This window comes from Bacillus cereus group sp. Bc031 (genome assembly GCF_027716265.1).
In the GTDB taxonomy this organism is placed as follows: Bacteria; Bacillota; Bacilli; order Bacillales; family Bacillaceae_G; genus Bacillus_A; species Bacillus_A paranthracis.
The window spans coordinates 39,994-55,588 of the sequence record NZ_JAQFUL010000008.1 but is presented as its reverse complement, the minus strand read 5'-3'; the positions used below and the strand labels follow the sequence as shown (position 1 = coordinate 55,588).

Genomic DNA, 15,595 nt, shown 5'->3' with positions numbered 1-15,595 from the left:
TATAGCATGTTCCTACTACAATTCATCTTTTGAAATATAGCGGTAAAAATGCGCTGTCGTTGTACTCACGTACGGACTAAGCCATAGAAAACCTATCCCAAGTGTAAAAATCGCTAAAATAGCCCACCCTATAAAGCTTAGCCATAAAAGAAATAGATCTAATTTATGCCCCTTCATCAGATTCTTACTTTCTTTCATTGCTTGCGAAACACTGTATTCCGGTTTTTCAACCATCACATAATATGTCATCGAATATGAAAAATACAAAATAGCCATTACAATAAACGAAATAGCTAATAAAATAAAGAAAACAATTATAAATGATGGATTTGCATTCTCATCAAGAAAACCTAATAGCCCAAATACAATCGTTCCTAACATCGGAACCCATGTACCTGTATATAACAAAATTGCAAGCATAGCCCACATTGTTTTCATCATTCTTTTAAAGCCACGAAATCCTTCAAATAAATAATCCACTCTAGCATCTTCTCGTTTGCTTATTTGTAGAAACAAATTCGTATGACCATATGTGGTAATGCCATAAGCCGCATAACTTAAAATTATCATAAGGCAGTAAAAAACCCCAAACGTAATAGCAGCTCCAATTGCCATTGTTTCTTCTTCAATTGAACCAGTTAAAATAGATGCTAAAATAAATATTATAACTCCCGGAATTAATACTATAAGCATTACAGCCATTGAAACGACGTAACTTACAATATGATATAAAATCGTTGATCCAACACCTAGTCCCCATTTTCCTTTTAAAGAGTGCAATGCTTCTCGCTTCATTTCACCGATCATTTATTCATCCCCTTTATAAATTGTTGTACATTCTCTACTTATACGAGCACCAATATAATTATACCATTTTTGTAAAATTATCCATTAACTACATAAAAAAATCCGTAAAGGCTTTGCCTTTACGGATTTTTTTATTTCATATCGGAAACGTTTAAACGGTTCACAGCGCGTTGTAATGCCATTTCTGCACGTTTAAAGTCAACATGTGCTTGTTTATCTTGCAGACGTTGCTCAGCACGACGCTTCGCTTCATTTGCACGATGGATATCGATATGGTTTGCTTCTTCAGCAGATGATGATAATACAGTTACTTTATCTGGACGAACTTCGATAAAGCCACCACTTACCGCTACATAATCAGTGTGTCCACCATTTTTCAGACGAACTGCACTAATTTTTAATGGTGCAACAGTTGGAATGTGACCTGGTAAAATCCCCATTTCCCCACTCTCTGCTTTTACACTTACCATTTCTACTTCTTTTTCGTAAACCGGTCCATCAGGAGTTACAATACTGACTGGAAATGTCTTCATACTTCGTCCCTCCTAAGGCCTTACGCCATCATTTTCTTCGCGTTTTCAATAACTTCTTCAATGCCACCAACTAAGCGGAATGCATCTTCTGGAAGGTCATCATATTTTCCTTCTAGAATTTCTTTGAAACCACGAACTGTGTCTTTTACAGGTACGTAAGAACCTTTTTGACCTGTAAACTGCTCCGCTACGTGGAAGTTTTGAGATAAGAAGAATTGAATACGACGAGCACGATGTACAACTAACTTATCTTCTTCAGATAACTCATCCATACCTAAGATAGCAATGATATCTTGAAGCTCTTTGTAACGTTGTAAAGTTTGCTGTACTTGACGAGCCACTTCATAATGCTCTTCTCCTACGATTTCTGGAGAAAGTGCACGAGATGTAGATGCTAATGGATCTACGGCTGGGTAAATACCCATTTGTGTTAAACGACGCTCTAAGTTTGTTGTTGCATCTAAGTGAGCGAACGTTGTAGCTGGTGCTGGGTCAGTATAGTCATCGGCTGGTACATAAACCGCTTGGATAGACGTGATAGACCCTTTATTTGTAGATGTAATACGCTCTTGTAATTGACCCATTTCTGTTGCAAGTGTTGGTTGGTAACCTACCGCAGATGGCATACGGCCAAGAAGGGCAGATACTTCAGAACCTGCTTGCGTGAAACGGAAGATATTATCGATGAACAGAAGTACGTCTTGTCCTTGCTCATCACGGAAATATTCAGCCATTGTTAAGCCTGTTAATGCAACACGTTGACGTGCTCCAGGTGGCTCGTTCATTTGTCCGAATACCATCGCAGTTTTCTTAATTACGCCAGAATCGCTCATTTCGTGGTATAAGTCATTACCCTCACGAGTACGCTCACCTACACCAGCGAATACAGAGATACCACCGTGCTCTTGTGCGATGTTGTTGATTAACTCCTGAATTAATACTGTTTTACCTACACCGGCACCACCGAATAGACCGATCTTACCACCCTTAATGTAAGGAGCAAGTAAGTCTACTACTTTAATACCAGTTTCAAGAATTTCTACTTTAGTAGATAATTCTTCGAATGCAGGTGCTTGACGGTGAATTGGATCACGACGTACATCCGCAGGAACCTCACCATCTAAGTCAATAGCATCACCTAATACGTTAAATACGCGACCAAGTGTTGCATCACCAACTGGTACAGAGATTGCTTTACCAGTATCTTCTACTTCTGTGCCACGAACAAGTCCATCTGTGGAAGACATCGCAACTGTACGAACTGTATCATCACCTAAATGAAGTGCAACTTCAAATGTTAAGTTAAGTTCACCGTTTTCGTTGCTCTGTTTTACCGTAAGGGCGTTGTAGATTTCTGGTAGCTTTCCGCCATCAAACTTAACGTCTACAACCGGACCCATGATTTGCGTAACGCGCCCTTTATTCATCGGGTTCCCTCCTAGCTTTCTTTTAATTAGCTAACTTTCTACGAGCAGCTAGCTTTTCATTTTTTATTAGTTTATAGCTTACGCGACTCTTTTGACAGAGCCGCCTACGCTTTTTATTACTATTCTAACGCTGCTGCTCCACCAACGATTTCCGTAATTTCTTGCGTAATCGCTGCCTGACGCGCACGGTTGAATGAAAGTGTAAGTGAATCGATAACTTCCATTGCGTTGTCTGTAGCACTCTTCATTGCTGTCATACGCGCTGCGTGCTCACTTGCTTTACCGTCTAGTAATGCACCGTACACTAAGCTTTCTGCGTATTGTGGCAATAGTACTTTTAAAATTTCTTCTTCAGAAGGTTCGAATTCATAAGCTGTCGTCGGTTTATCAGACGCCACATCAGTAAGCGGTAAAATTTTATTTTCCGTTACTTCTTGTGAAATTTTACTTACGTAATGGTTGTAGTAAATATACAGCTCATCATAAGCACCATCTGCGAACATCGCAATTGCTCGAGAAGCAAGGTCTTTAATATCAGTAAATGATGGGTGGTCAGATAATCCAACTACTTCATCAATGATATTAAAGCCGCGACGTTTTAAATAATCACGTCCTAGTCGTCCAAGCACAATAATTGAATATTGGTTTGAATCCATATTATGACGTTCACGAATTACGTTACTTACTGTACGTAATACGTTACTGTTATAACCACCTGCTAGTCCGCGATCAGATGTAATAACGATGTATCCTGTACGCTTTACAGGACGCGCATTTAGCATTGGATGATTAATTCCTTTACTTCCTTGCGCAATGCTCGCTACTACTTCTTGAATCTTTTCCATATACGGAACGAAAGATTTAGCATTTTGCTCTGCACGGTTTAACTTAGATGCAGATACCATCTCCATCGCTTTCGTAATTTGACTCGTTTTCTTTGTCGAGTTAATCTTCGCTTTTATATCGCGTAAAGATGCCACAGGTTTTCACCACCTTTTTTCCGGAAGTTGGCACGATTAGTAAGAATCCTCTTCCTAATCTACGTTGCAAGATATTCTTGCTCATGATTGAAGGAAAAGAATAGGTGCACCTACTCTTTTCCTTTACATAACCGTCAGCAATCTCAGAAATTGAGATGCCTTTATATATTATCTAGCTCCAGCGGCTTCCGCTTTTATTAATCTAGTTCCGCCTCTTAGCCGATGGGGCTAAACAGTCGGCTTCACTTTTTATTATTCAGAAGCTACGAATACTTTTTTAAATCCGTTAATTGCTGCTGCAAATTTGTCGTCATCCGCAAGTTTCTTAGTTGTGCGGATTTCTTCTAATAAGTCAGTCGCATTAGAATCTAACCAAGCATGGAATTCTTCTTCGAAACGAGTGATATCTACTACTGGGATATCATCTAGGAATCCACGTGTTAAAGCGTAAAGAATGATAACTTGTTTCTCTACACGTAACGGTTTGTGTAATCCTTGTTTTAATACCTCAACAGTACGAGCGCCACGGTTTAGTTTCGCTTGAGTTGCTTTATCTAGGTCAGAACCGAACTGAGCGAACGCTTCTAACTCACGGTAAGATGCAAGGTCAAGACGAAGTGTACCTGATACTTTACTCATTGCTTTAATCTGAGCAGATCCACCTACACGAGATACAGAAGTACCCGCATCGATCGCTGGACGTACGCCAGAGAAGAATAGGTCAGATTGTAAGAAGATTTGTCCATCCGTAATTGAAATTACGTTTGTTGGGATGTAAGCTGATACGTCCCCTGCTTGTGTTTCGATGAAAGGTAGTGCAGTTAAAGAACCGCCGCCTTTTGCATCACTTAATTTTGCTGCACGCTCTAATAAGCGAGAATGTAAGTAGAATACATCCCCTGGGTAAGCTTCACGACCTGGAGGACGACGTAATAGTAATGACAGCTCACGGTAAGCTGCTGCTTGTTTTGATAAGTCATCATATACTACTAATACGTGTTTACCATTGTACATGAACTCTTCACCCATTGTTACACCAGCGTAAGGAGCTAGGTATAATAATGGAGCTGGTTGAGAAGCAGATGCAGTTACAACGATTGTGTACTCTAATGCACCATGCTTACGTAGTGTTTCTACTACGTTACGTACAGTTGATTCTTTTTGTCCGATAGCTACGTAAATACAAATCATATCTTCATCTTTTTGGTTAATGATTGTATCTAGTGCAACTGCTGTTTTACCTGTTTGACGGTCACCGATGATTAACTCACGTTGACCACGGCCAATTGGTACAAGAGCGTCAATCGCTTTAATACCTGTTTGAAGTGGCTCATGAACAGATTTACGATCCATTACACCTGGTGCTGGACTTTCGATTGGACGAGTGTTTGTTGTATTGATTGGGCCTAAACCATCAACTGGTTGACCTAATGGGTTTACAACACGACCAATTAGTTCTTTTCCTACTGGTACTTGCATGATGCGACCAGTACGACGAACTTCGTCACCTTCACGGATTTCTGTGTAAGGTCCTAAAATGATAATACCTACGTTGTTTTCCTCTAAATTTTGTGCTAGTCCCATAACGCCGTTAGAGAACTCTACAAGTTCACCAGCCATAACGTTATCAAGACCATGAGCACGCGCGATACCGTCACCAACTTGGATAACTGTACCAACATCACTAACTTCGATTTCAGACTGATAGTTCTCGATTTGTTGCTTTATCAGTGCGCTAATTTCTTCAGCTCTGATGCTCATGTGCTTCACCCCTATCTATTCTTCATTAATTCACGCTGAATACGTGCTAATTTTCCTTGTAAACTTCCGTCATAAATGCGATTTCCAATACGTACTTTAATGCCGCCTAGTAAATCTTCATCTACAACATTTTTTACGCGAATTGCATCTTTTCCTGTTCTCTTTGCAAATGCTTCTGCAATGTTAAGCTTCTCTTCTTCTGATAGAAGACGAGTAGAATATACAGTTGCGTCCGCTACGTTACGTTCTTCATTAGCAAGAACAACATATTCATCTGCAATTTCAGGTAAGATATCAATGCGCTTGTTATCAATTAAAATATATAACGTATTTAAAATAGATTCAGAAACAGACCCGAATACGTTTGCAAGAAACGTTTTCTTTTGTTCCTTTGAAATGTTCGGTTGCGTTAAAAAGCTATGTAGTTCTCCGTTCTTTATATAAACGTTTTGTACAAGGCGTAATTCCTCTTCAAACATTTCTAATACGTGTTTTTCTTTAGCAATTTTAAAAAGAGCGACAGCATAACGTTTTGCTACAATCCCATTGCTCATCGCGCTTCTCCTACTTCTTTAATATAATCGCGAATTAACTTCACTTGATCTTCTTCTTTTAATTCTTTTTCAATTACTTTAGAAGCAATTTGAACAGATAAAGAAGCAACTTGTTCTTGTAAAGCAGCAATCGCTTGCTCTTTTTCGCGTTGAATTTCTTGTACAGCAGATGCTTTAATTGATTCTGCTTCTTCTTTCGCAGCAGCAACAATAGCATCTTTTTGATCTACAGCTTGTTTTTTCGCTCTTTCGATTAACTCTTGTGCTTCAACACGTGATTGTTTTAACATTTCACGTTGTTCTTCTACTAACTTCTTCGCTTCAGCGTTACTTCTTTCTGCAGCGTCGATTTCATTAGTAACATGCTCTTCACGTTCTTTCATAATCCCCATTAAAGGACCCCACGCGAATTTGCGTAGCATTACTAATAGAAGTAAGAAAATGAACAATGTATAAGCAATCGTTCCAAATGGAATGGCAGCCCCTAATAATAAAGTTGGCACAAGGATTCACTCCCTTCAAAATATCTAAATTGATCATATGAAAAAAAAAAGACATACGTTTCGTTCATAAAGCAATGGCGAAGAAAGTTCGGAAAAACACTCTTCGCCATCTATGTAAGGGGAGTCTCCCTTATTTGTTCATTACGATGAATGCAATAACTACACCGATGATTGGAAGTGCCTCAACTAAAGCAACCCCGATGAACATAATTGTTTGAAGTGCGCCTTTTAATTCTGGTTGACGAGCAACACCTTCGATTGTACGTGATACGATAAGACCGTTACCAATACCTGCACCTAATGCTGATAAACCAATTGCAATTGCAGCTGCGATTACACCTAAACTCATTTAATTTGTCCTCCTTTGTATTATAAAAAAATAAATTTTTTCTTACTTAAATTATATTAATGGTCATGACTTACTTTATGAGCCATATAAACCATCGTTAACATAACGAAAATAAATGCTTGGATTGATCCAACGAATACACTGAATCCCATCCATGCTAACATCGGCACAAGTGCACCTAATGCTCCAAGGAATGATGCTCCGCCCAGCTTAGCAAGTAATCCTAATAAGATCTCACCTGCATAAATGTTACCAAATAAACGAAGACCTAACGTTAATGTGTTAGCAAACTCCTCAATAACCTTTAATGGGAATAAGAATTTCATAGGTTGGAAATAACCTTTTACGTATTCTTTCGTACCCTTCATCTTAATTCCATAATAATGGGTGAGGGTAACTACCATCACGGCTAATGTTAATGTAACTGCTGGATCAGACGTTGGTGATCTCCACCATGCAATATGTTCGCCAGCTTCAGTTGCTGAATACATGAATGGTAAACCAAGGAAGTTCGATACGATGATAAACATGATAAGCGTAACGCCAAGCGTTAAGAAACGTCCACCTGTTTTCCAGTCCATCGTACTATTGATAATCCCTTTCACGAAGTCAAACACCCATTCCATGAAGTTTTGCATTCCTGTTGGGCGAAGAGCTAAGCTGCGAGTTCCGATAACAGCGATTAAGAAAACAATAACTGCTGCTACAGTAACCATCATAACTGATGACAAATCGAACGTTAAACCTAGAAATTCAACTAATTTACCGTGTTCCACTAGTAATTCACCTCTCTTCCCTGCTCTTATACTCTAAATAAAGAAAATCTATGATCATGACAAGGTATCCTGTCAGCAATCCTACACCTAAGCCCCACATCGCAATTAACTCTTGATATTTGGCTGCAAATAAAATTAATAACCCAATCGTGGCGAATCTTGAATATGTACTTACCGCTGTCGCCTTAAACTTCACGTTTTCTCCATTTGTCACGCGATCCAACAGCTTGTCTGTCCTGCGTGCAATGATGCGCAAACTAAGAAAACTGAAAATCGTTCCGATAATCAGTCCAAGAAATACATCCTTGTAAGAGGTGAATCCCCATCCTAGCACTAGAAGCGCAAGCAAGTAGTACATATATTTCTTTTGTCTTTGGACAAGTCCATGTACGTCTATCATCATTGCTCTCCCGAATAGTAATGTCGAATGAGTCGAATCATTGCGTATACCCCTGTTCCTAATCCGAGTAATAACCCTATAATAAGAAACAATGGAAACGTTCCAACCTTATTATCAATCCACTGCCCACCAAAGATCCCAACAAGAATAGAACCGACTAACTGAGCAAGAATACCTGACATTAAAGCATAAGCTTTTATATGGCTGCGATCGTTTTTTTGCAAGGATTCATCCCTCCAATATGTAACCCTCATTCACGATGTGTTAATAATAACTCATTTTTTTGCATAAATCCTATACAAAATAAAAAGTTTACATTTTCGTCACGGAATAGATGTATTTTTGTCACTGAAAGCCCTACCATCTATCCCCGTTGTTAGCATACAATAGGGTATTAACAGTGTCAACGAGAAATCGTAAAAAATCAAAAAATTTGAGTATTAGTCATTTCCTCCCAAAAATGAAAACGTTCCCCTTCTAAATACTGGTTAGAGATATGCAATTTCTAACAGTTTTCTCTTTATAATAGAAGGAAATGTTCACAAGTTTGTCACTATTATATTTTTACGATATAACGCTTTCCTTCCATAATATAGTTCTCTTTAGACGTAAGACTTCTATATTATATGTGATGTGTATGCAACTTATGTTGTATATACTATGTATATTTATCCTCTCCCCTCCCCTACTTGCTTACGTCAAAAAAAGACGAGCTGAGGAATCCCCCTGCTCGTCAGTTGTCTTACTTCGTTCCGAATAAACGGTCACCAGCATCACCAAGACCTGGTACTACATATCCGTGGTCATTTAATTTCTCATCTAATGCTGCTACATAAATATCAACATCAGGATGTTCTTCTTGTACTACTTTTACTCCTTCTGGAGCTGCAACGATACACATTAATTTAATTTGTTTTGCGCCGCGCTTTTTCAGAGAGTTAATTGCTTCAGCTGCAGAACCACCTGTTGCTAGCATCGGATCTAGTACGATAAAGTCACGCTCTTCTACATCCGTTGGAAGTTTCACATAGTATTCTACCGGTTGCAATGTTTTAGGGTCGCGGTATAAGCCAACGTGTCCTACTTTTGCTGCTGGAATTAATTTCAGAATTCCATCAACCATTCCTAAACCTGCACGTAAAATCGGAATTAAACCAAGTTTTTTACCAGCGATCACTTTTGTTGTCGCTTTGCTTACAGGAGTCTCAATTTCAATGTCTTTAAGTGGAAGGTCGCGAGTAATTTCAAAAGCCATTAAGCTTGCTACTTCGTCCACTAATTCACGAAAATCTTTCGTACCTGTATTCTTGTCGCGAATATATGTAATCTTATGTTGAATTAACGGGTGATCAAATACATACAGTTTTCCCATGTGAATCTCTCCTTTAGATGATATTCATGCGTTTGCACGCTTTTTTACACTATTTACGATTGTAAAGAAAACGCTACTAATATTCAAGGGCAAATTTGGAAAAGTCATGATTTACGATGAATCTATCTAGTATCTTTACCAATTATGGGAGCTGTATCCTTCATTATATCGCCAAAATTTATTCATCATTTGTATACATACTTAAAGAACAATATATGTCCACAAAAAAAACTGCCAAAACAATTATGTCTCAGCAGTCTTCTTCAATCTATTATAGATTTGGATACATTGGAAATTTGCTCGTTAACGCTTCTACACGCTTACGTGCTTCTTCTAATGCAGCTTCATTTTCATGATTTTTTAATGTGTAAGCAATAAGTGACGCAATTTCATCCATTTCTTCTAAACCGAAACCACGAGATGTTACAGCTGCTGTACCGATACGTACACCACTTGTTACAAATGGGCTTGCTGTTTCAAATGGAATTGTATTTTTGTTCACTGTAATACCAACTTCGTCTAATACGTGCTCTGCTACTTTACCTGTGATCTCTAGGTTACGAACATCAATTAGGATTAAGTGATTGTCTGTTCCACCCGAAACAAGTGTAAGTCCTTCTTTTTGAAGACCTTCAGCTAAGCGGTTCGCATTGTTAATGATATTTTGTGCATATGTTTTGAAATCATCTTGAAGTGCCTCACCAAACGCAACAGCTTTTGCAGCGATTACGTGCATAAGTGGACCACCTTGAATACCAGGGAAGATTGATTTATCAATTTGTTTTGCAAATTGCTCTTCACATAAAATCATACCACCACGTGGACCACGTAATGTTTTATGTGTTGTTGTTGTAACGAAATGTGCATGTGGCACTGGATTTGGATGTAAACCAGCCGCTACTAAACCTGCGATATGTGCCATATCAACCATTAAGTATGCGCCCACTTCATCTGCAATCTCACGGAATCGTTTGAAATCGATAACACGAGGGTATGCACTTGCACCTGCAACGATTAATTTTGGTTTATGTTCTTTCGCTTTTGCTAATACATCATCGTAATTAATACGGTGAGATTCAGCATCCACGCCATATTCTACGAAATTATATTGTACTCCACTGAAGTTAACAGGGCTTCCGTGTGTTAAGTGACCACCATGAGATAAATTCATACCAAGTACTGTATCGCCTTGCTCTAAAATCGTGAAGTATACTGCCATGTTCGCTTGTGCACCAGAATGCGGTTGAACATTTACGTGCTCTGCGCCGAAAATTTCTTTTACGCGATCACGTGCGATATCTTCTACTACGTCTACATGTTCACAACCACCATAGTAACGTTTCCCAGGATATCCTTCAGCATACTTATTCGTTAAAACAGAACCTTGCGCCTCCATTACTGCTTCACTTACGAAATTTTCCGAAGCAATTAACTCAATCTTCGAACGCTGTCTTCCTAGTTCTGCCTCAATTGCAGCAAATACCTTTTCATCTTGACGTTTTAAATGATCCACCAAAATCCCCCTTTTCTGAACGAATTACATCGATTCCCAACAGTTTTTTCTTATTTATTCAGAAAAAACGAAAATTCAGGTTGTAATTCTTTCGAACCTTCATGTTTTCAACTACATTCTAACATGACTTTCTATATCATAAAAGAAAAAAAAGACCGAAAATCGGTCTTTTCTTTCTTCCATAATAAAGTCAGACAACATACCTTATTCATAACTTTAACGGCAAGTGATAGTCTCTTCCTTCGCCGCATAAACAGCACGTGCTCCACCAATTAGCTTTCCACGTGTTGTTGCCATCGTTACATGTGCACTTCCAATTTCCTTCACACTAGTACGAACCGGAACAGCTACGTGCTTTAAATGCATACCGATAAATGTATCACCAATATCCATTCCCGCATCTGCTTTAATAAACTCAATTACTACCGGATCTTTCAAATTGTGATAAGCATATGTTGCTAATGCACCACCTGCTGATCTAACAGGCGTAACTGTTACAATTTCAAATTGATATTTCATCGCCAACTCTTTCTCAACTACTAAAGCACGGTTTAAATGCTCACAACATTGAAACGCCAACTCAATACCTGTTTGTTCTTGAAATTGTTTTAACTCAGAAAAAATCGCCTCTGCTACTTCCATCGTTCCTGATGTCCCAATTCTTTCTCCTAGCACTTCGCTCGTACTACACCCCACTACAAAAATTTGACCACTTTGTAATGAAGCTTGTTCTTGGAAATCAGAAAGCGAAATTTGTAGCTGTTCTCTTACCTTTACGATTTCTGTCATTACGCCTCTTCCTTTCACAGGTTGGTTCACCAAATTATATTTCCTACTGCTTCTAGTTAGAATCTATTACTTTGCTTCGTATGTTTTAATTTTTCCTACGCGGTTTTCGTGACGGCCGCCTTCAAATTCAGTTGTTAACCAAATTTTTGCGATGTCGCGTGCTAGACCAGCACCAATTACACGCTCGCCCATTGCTAACATGTTTGTATCGTTATGCTCTCTCGTTGCTCTCGCACTGAAAGTATCATGAACTAACGCACAACGAATACCATTTACTTTGTTTGCAGCAATTGACATACCGATGCCTGTCCCACAAACTAAAATACCACGATCTACTTCGCCATTTGCTACCATTTCCGCTGCTGGAAACGCAAAATCAGGGTAATCAACAGAACCAGCTTCACATTCACAACCTAAATCAATATATTCAATATTTAACTCTTCTAATAAACTTACAAGTTCTTTACGGATATTCATACCGCCGTGATCAGATGCTACTACTACTTTCATTTTTACCCCTCCAAAGTTTCAATCCATTATCTTCATTCTCACTTAATCCTTTAATGGGACGAAGTGATCTCCAATATCGTATTATACACGAAACATCAACCTTCTGAATGTTTTTTCAGTAAAGTTTGTACAAGTTTTTCCATCTCTTCTAATGTTTCTTTATAAATAGAGAGAGATCCGCCGAACGGATCTGAAATATCCTTACTCATCCCCTCAGTTACTCCATATAATGTATCTACTTTCCCTTCAACACTCGGATAATGCCCAAGGATAAGTTCCTTATGGTTTTCCGTCATTGTTACTACAATATCTGCCCAATCAATTAAGGATTCGTTTACCTGCTGCGAAGCATGATCGATTGCAATTCCCTTTTCAGCTAAAGCTTCCTTTGCATGTACCGACGCATCACTTCCAGGATAGGCGAAAACACCAGCAGATTGCACTTCAAACTTACCTTCTCCATAATGGCGCAGTAACGCCTCAGCCATCGGACTACGGCATGTATTTCCAGTGCAAACAAATAATACTCGTTTCATCTAAACCCACCCCTTTTCTCTATTTCCTTCCTTTTATCATAGCGTACATTACAATAGAACAAAAGAAATGTGAATATACGAAAGGCGCATTTCTCTTATATTTTTTCTAAGAAAAATGCGCCTTATCCACATATATGTGAAACCCTATTTCCAAGTGCCCAAAGTATTTTACCATATATAAGGAACAGACTACAAAACAAAATAAGGAATCCATTTCATACGAAACGGATTCCTTTCATGTGATAATTATTTCATTGTAACTTTCATTACCTCTGTTGAACCTTTTGTAGCAGTTACACCTACAGTTGTCTTAATAGACTCAGCTGCATCTGTGTTTGTAATAACGATTGGAGTAATTGTGCTTTTCGCTTTTTCACGAATTAATTCTAAGTCGAATGAGATTAATTTATCTCCAGCTTTTACAGCTTGTCCTTCAGAAACGTGAGCTTCAAAACCTTCGCCTTCCATTTTTACAGTTTCTAATCCAACGTGGATTAAAATTTCTGTACCGTTTTTCGCTTTAATTCCAATTGCATGTTTCGTGTGGAATAATTGTACGATTTCGCCATCAACTGGAGATACAACTACACCTTCAGTAGGATCGATTGCAACACCGTCACCCATCATACGACCAGCGAATACTGGATCTGGTACTTCTTCAATATTTTTCACCGCTCCAGTTAATGGAGCTACAATTGTTTCTTCATTTGTTTTTGAACCAAGACCGAATAATTTTTTAAACATAGGATAGTCCTCCTTATAATTTACCTAAAAGTTTATAGGGCAATCTCTATTAAAGATCAGAATAAACGTAAGACTTCATACTTCGAATATTATACTGTAAAAACGCTTTCGAAATAAATTACGTCATTACTACTAGACTCTTATTGTAGCGTCTCACAAAATTCCAGTCAATTCTGATTGTCTGAATAACAATAAGAAGTTAACTTCTACTTATATTTTCTCTTTTTTTACCTAACTTGTCTAGAGGTCTTTACTACATTTTATTTTTTGTTGTTAATTTGTAAAAATTTTTTCAAACTTTTTTCGAAATCCACTTGACTAAAGTAAGTAACTATTTTATTATTACTTACGTAAGGTAAGTTAATAACTTTTAGGAGGTTTTCAAAAATGATGGATTTCGGTCTTCTTATTATTCGTCTTATTATAGGTATTACATTCATGGGTCATGGTGCTCAAAAATTATTTGGTTGGTTCGGCGGTTACGGTTTAAAAGGAACAGGTGGCTGGATGGAATCAATCGGTTTACGCCCTGGTGTATTTATGGCATTTATGGCTGGTGCAACTGAACTATTAGGTGGTTTCTTATTCGCATCAGGTATTTTCACTGCAATCGGTTCATTATTTATTGTTGGAACAATGTTAATGGCGATCTTCACTGTTCATGGAAAAAACGGTTACTGGGTAACTCAAAATGGATATGAATATAACTTAATGTTAATCGCTGTTGCTATCGGTGTAGCTTTAATCGGTCCTGGCGCATACGTTTTACTATAATTTTTATCTTGAATCCGAGATTATTTAGGTGGAACTTACTTCATTGTGGTTGAAGTAAGTTCTTTTTATGTAATAAAAATATTATTTTCAGCAGGAGTTTTCCACTAACATCTTGTAAACAAACAATAAGTCGTCATATTTAGAAAGGGGATTTCAATCATGTTATCCATTAATCCAAATGAACAATCGGAAAAAGAGAATTACAAATTACTTACAGGAAGTATTATTCCACGCCCTGTCGCATTCGTTACTTCTGTAACAAAAGACGGCGTATTAAATGGAGCACCATATAGTTATTTCAATATTGTTGCTGCAAATCCACCACTTATCTCAGTTTCTGTACAACGAAAAGCTGGAGAAAGAAAAGACACTTCCCGAAACGCAATTGAAAAAGGAGAATTTGTCGTACATATCTCTGATGAATCATATGTAGCGGCAATTAACGAAACAGCAGCAAATCTCCCTCCAAATGAAAGTGAAATTGAATTAGCAAAATTAACACCAATTGAAAGTGATGTCATCTCCGTTCCAGGTGTAAAAGAAGCAAATATTCGAATGGAATGCGTACTAGAACGCGCAATCCCCCTTGGCGGAACAGAAGACTCAGCAGCTTGCGATCTACTAATTGGACGCGTCGTTCGCTTCCACGTCGCAGAACACCTATACGAAAAAGGACGCATTCATGCCGAAGGACTAAAACCAGTAAGCCGCCTAGCAGGACACAACTACGCAAAACTAGGAGAACAATTTGAATTAGTGAGGCCAATCTAAAAGCGGAAGCGGCTCGTTCAGAATCGCAGGGCATTGGAGCTCTCGACCTTGAAGCGTTCTTTGCTTCGAGCGAGAGAGCGAAATGACCGGAGATTCTAGCCGCTGGAGCTGGATAACAACTAAAAGCGGAAGCGGCTCGTTCAGAATGGGAGGAGGATGGAGCTTCTGACGTAGAGGCGCCTTTTGCCTCGCAGGAAGACGCGAAGCCACCGACCATTCTAGCCGCTGGAGCTGGATAACAACTAAAAGCGGAAGCGGCTCGCTCAGAATGGGAGGAGGATGGAGCTTCTGACGTAGAGGCGCTTTTTGCCTCGCAGGAAGACGCGAAGCCACCGACCATTCTAGCCGCTGGAGCTGGATAACAACTAAAAGCGGAAGCGGCTCGCTCAGAATGGGAGGAGGATGGAGCTTCTGACGTAGAGGCGCTTTTTGCCTCGCAGGAAGACGCGAAGCCACCGACCATTCTAGCCGCTGGAGCTGGATAACAACTAAAAGC

20 protein-coding genes are annotated in these 15,595 nt (G+C 38.8%); 2 read left to right on the top strand and 18 right to left on the bottom strand.

Features of this window, described 5'->3' with window-relative positions; genetic code table 11:
- Nucleotides 1-15: 15 nt before the first annotated feature.
- The 18 genes from PDQ33_RS05260 to PDQ33_RS05175 all read right to left on the bottom strand — a co-directional run bounded on the left by PDQ33_RS05260 (nt 16) and on the right by PDQ33_RS05175 (nt 13,554).
- Nucleotides 16-807 carry a DUF975 family protein gene (locus tag PDQ33_RS05260; RefSeq protein ID WP_000578799.1) on the bottom strand — a complete coding sequence of 264 codons (792 nt, stop codon included), beginning with the start codon at nt 805-807 and terminating at the stop codon, nt 16-18.
- Between the two features lie 131 nt (nt 808-938).
- Nucleotides 939-1,340 (bottom strand): F0F1 ATP synthase subunit epsilon, encoded by a 402-nt coding sequence (gene atpC, locus PDQ33_RS05255; protein ID WP_000847211.1) that lies wholly within the window; start codon nt 1,338-1,340, stop codon nt 939-941.
- Between the two features lie 20 nt (nt 1,341-1,360).
- Entirely contained in the window at nt 1,361-2,767 is a 1,407-nt protein-coding gene (gene atpD / locus PDQ33_RS05250; protein ID WP_001032591.1) for a F0F1 ATP synthase subunit beta, read from the bottom strand.
- A 119-nt stretch (nt 2,768-2,886) separates the two neighbouring features.
- Nucleotides 2,887-3,747, bottom strand: a complete 861-nt coding sequence (atpG, locus tag PDQ33_RS05245; protein WP_000157696.1) for a F0F1 ATP synthase subunit gamma — start codon at nt 3,745-3,747, stop codon at nt 2,887-2,889.
- 252 nt (nt 3,748-3,999) lie between these two features.
- A complete protein-coding gene (atpA, locus tag PDQ33_RS05240) occupies nt 4,000-5,508 on the bottom strand; it encodes a F0F1 ATP synthase subunit alpha (protein ID WP_000027518.1) in 1,509 nt (502 codons plus the stop codon).
- An 11-nt stretch (nt 5,509-5,519) separates the two neighbouring features.
- Nucleotides 5,520-6,062, bottom strand: a complete 543-nt coding sequence (atpH, locus tag PDQ33_RS05235) for a F0F1 ATP synthase subunit delta (protein WP_061131872.1) — start codon at nt 6,060-6,062, stop codon at nt 5,520-5,522.
- Nucleotides 6,059-6,565 carry a F0F1 ATP synthase subunit B gene (gene atpF / locus PDQ33_RS05230; RefSeq protein ID WP_001142617.1) on the bottom strand — a complete coding sequence of 169 codons (507 nt, stop codon included), beginning with the start codon at nt 6,563-6,565 and terminating at the stop codon, nt 6,059-6,061. Before atpF ends, atpH begins: the two co-directional genes overlap by 4 nt.
- A gap of 130 nt (nt 6,566-6,695) precedes the next feature.
- On the bottom strand, nt 6,696-6,914 hold the full coding sequence (atpE, locus tag PDQ33_RS05225) for a F0F1 ATP synthase subunit C (RefSeq protein ID WP_000052064.1): 219 nt from the start codon (nt 6,912-6,914) through the stop codon (nt 6,696-6,698).
- 56 nt (nt 6,915-6,970) lie between these two features.
- Nucleotides 6,971-7,690 carry a F0F1 ATP synthase subunit A gene (gene atpB, locus PDQ33_RS05220; protein WP_000399870.1) on the bottom strand — a complete coding sequence of 240 codons (720 nt, stop codon included), beginning with the start codon at nt 7,688-7,690 and terminating at the stop codon, nt 6,971-6,973.
- A 7-nt stretch (nt 7,691-7,697) separates the two neighbouring features.
- Nucleotides 7,698-8,090: an ATP synthase subunit I gene (locus tag PDQ33_RS05215; RefSeq protein ID WP_000567600.1), complete on the bottom strand. Its 393-nt coding sequence runs from the start codon at nt 8,088-8,090 to the stop codon at nt 7,698-7,700.
- Nucleotides 8,090-8,314, bottom strand: a complete 225-nt coding sequence (locus PDQ33_RS05210; RefSeq protein ID WP_001171223.1) for an AtpZ/AtpI family protein — start codon at nt 8,312-8,314, stop codon at nt 8,090-8,092. Before PDQ33_RS05210 ends, PDQ33_RS05215 begins: the two co-directional genes overlap by 1 nt.
- 26 nt (nt 8,315-8,340) lie before the next feature.
- Nucleotides 8,341-8,454: a DUF4024 domain-containing protein gene (locus PDQ33_RS05205; RefSeq protein WP_000232961.1), complete on the bottom strand. Its 114-nt coding sequence runs from the start codon at nt 8,452-8,454 to the stop codon at nt 8,341-8,343.
- Nucleotides 8,455-8,832: 378 nt separating this feature from the next.
- Nucleotides 8,833-9,462, bottom strand: coding sequence for a uracil phosphoribosyltransferase (gene upp, locus PDQ33_RS05200; protein WP_000517539.1), 630 nt, complete (start codon nt 9,460-9,462; stop codon nt 8,833-8,835).
- 271 nt (nt 9,463-9,733) lie between these two features.
- Nucleotides 9,734-10,975, bottom strand: a complete 1,242-nt coding sequence (gene glyA / locus PDQ33_RS05195) for a serine hydroxymethyltransferase (protein WP_000349817.1) — start codon at nt 10,973-10,975, stop codon at nt 9,734-9,736.
- A gap of 216 nt (nt 10,976-11,191) precedes the next feature.
- Nucleotides 11,192-11,764 (bottom strand): TIGR01440 family protein, encoded by a 573-nt coding sequence (locus tag PDQ33_RS05190; protein WP_000136362.1) that lies wholly within the window; start codon nt 11,762-11,764, stop codon nt 11,192-11,194.
- Between the two features lie 66 nt (nt 11,765-11,830).
- A complete protein-coding gene (gene rpiB, locus PDQ33_RS05185) occupies nt 11,831-12,274 on the bottom strand; it encodes a ribose 5-phosphate isomerase B (RefSeq protein ID WP_000869919.1) in 444 nt (147 codons plus the stop codon).
- A gap of 95 nt (nt 12,275-12,369) precedes the next feature.
- Nucleotides 12,370-12,810, bottom strand: coding sequence for a low molecular weight protein arginine phosphatase (locus PDQ33_RS05180; protein ID WP_061131874.1), 441 nt, complete (start codon nt 12,808-12,810; stop codon nt 12,370-12,372).
- Nucleotides 12,811-13,056: 246 nt separating this feature from the next.
- A complete protein-coding gene (locus PDQ33_RS05175) occupies nt 13,057-13,554 on the bottom strand; it encodes a PTS sugar transporter subunit IIA (RefSeq protein ID WP_000473666.1) in 498 nt (165 codons plus the stop codon).
- 387 nt (nt 13,555-13,941) lie between these two features.
- Here PDQ33_RS05175 and PDQ33_RS05170 point away from each other — a divergent pair, with 387 nt between their 5' ends.
- Entirely contained in the window at nt 13,942-14,328 is a 387-nt protein-coding gene (locus tag PDQ33_RS05170) for a DoxX family protein (RefSeq protein WP_000968618.1), read from the top strand.
- A gap of 159 nt (nt 14,329-14,487) precedes the next feature.
- Nucleotides 14,488-15,099 carry a flavin reductase family protein gene (locus PDQ33_RS05165; RefSeq protein WP_270754982.1) on the top strand — a complete coding sequence of 204 codons (612 nt, stop codon included), beginning with the start codon at nt 14,488-14,490 and terminating at the stop codon, nt 15,097-15,099.
- The last annotated feature ends 496 nt before the right edge of the window (nt 15,100-15,595 follow it).

Bases quoted from the DNA above. Each gene is read 5' to 3' on its own strand.
- PDQ33_RS05260 (WP_000578799.1), bottom strand. From the start codon at position 807: ATGATCGGTGAAATGAAGCGAGAAGCATTGCACTCTTTAAAAGGAAAA.
- atpC (WP_000847211.1), bottom strand. From the start codon at position 1,340: ATGAAGACATTTCCAGTCAGTATTGTAACTCCTGATGGACCGGTTTAC.
- atpD (WP_001032591.1), bottom strand. From the start codon at position 2,767: ATGAATAAAGGGCGCGTTACGCAAATCATGGGTCCGGTTGTAGACGTT.
- atpA (WP_000027518.1), bottom strand. From the start codon at position 5,508: ATGAGCATCAGAGCTGAAGAAATTAGCGCACTGATAAAGCAACAAATC.
- atpH (WP_061131872.1), bottom strand. From the start codon at position 6,062: ATGAGCAATGGGATTGTAGCAAAACGTTATGCTGTCGCTCTTTTTAAA.
- atpE (WP_000052064.1), bottom strand. From the start codon at position 6,914: ATGAGTTTAGGTGTAATCGCAGCTGCAATTGCAATTGGTTTATCAGCA.
- PDQ33_RS05215 (WP_000567600.1), bottom strand. From the start codon at position 8,090: ATGATAGACGTACATGGACTTGTCCAAAGACAAAAGAAATATATGTAC.
- PDQ33_RS05205 (WP_000232961.1), bottom strand. From the start codon at position 8,454: ATGGTAGGGCTTTCAGTGACAAAAATACATCTATTCCGTGACGAAAAT.
- upp (WP_000517539.1), bottom strand. From the start codon at position 9,462: ATGGGAAAACTGTATGTATTTGATCACCCGTTAATTCAACATAAGATT.
- PDQ33_RS05190 (WP_000136362.1), bottom strand. From the start codon at position 11,764: ATGACAGAAATCGTAAAGGTAAGAGAACAGCTACAAATTTCGCTTTCT.
- rpiB (WP_000869919.1), bottom strand. From the start codon at position 12,274: ATGAAAGTAGTAGTAGCATCTGATCACGGCGGTATGAATATCCGTAAA.
- PDQ33_RS05180 (WP_061131874.1), bottom strand. From the start codon at position 12,810: ATGAAACGAGTATTATTTGTTTGCACTGGAAATACATGCCGTAGTCCG.
- PDQ33_RS05175 (WP_000473666.1), bottom strand. From the start codon at position 13,554: ATGTTTAAAAAATTATTCGGTCTTGGTTCAAAAACAAATGAAGAAACA.
- PDQ33_RS05170 (WP_000968618.1), top strand. From the start codon at position 13,942: ATGATGGATTTCGGTCTTCTTATTATTCGTCTTATTATAGGTATTACA.
- PDQ33_RS05165 (WP_270754982.1), top strand. From the start codon at position 14,488: ATGTTATCCATTAATCCAAATGAACAATCGGAAAAAGAGAATTACAAA.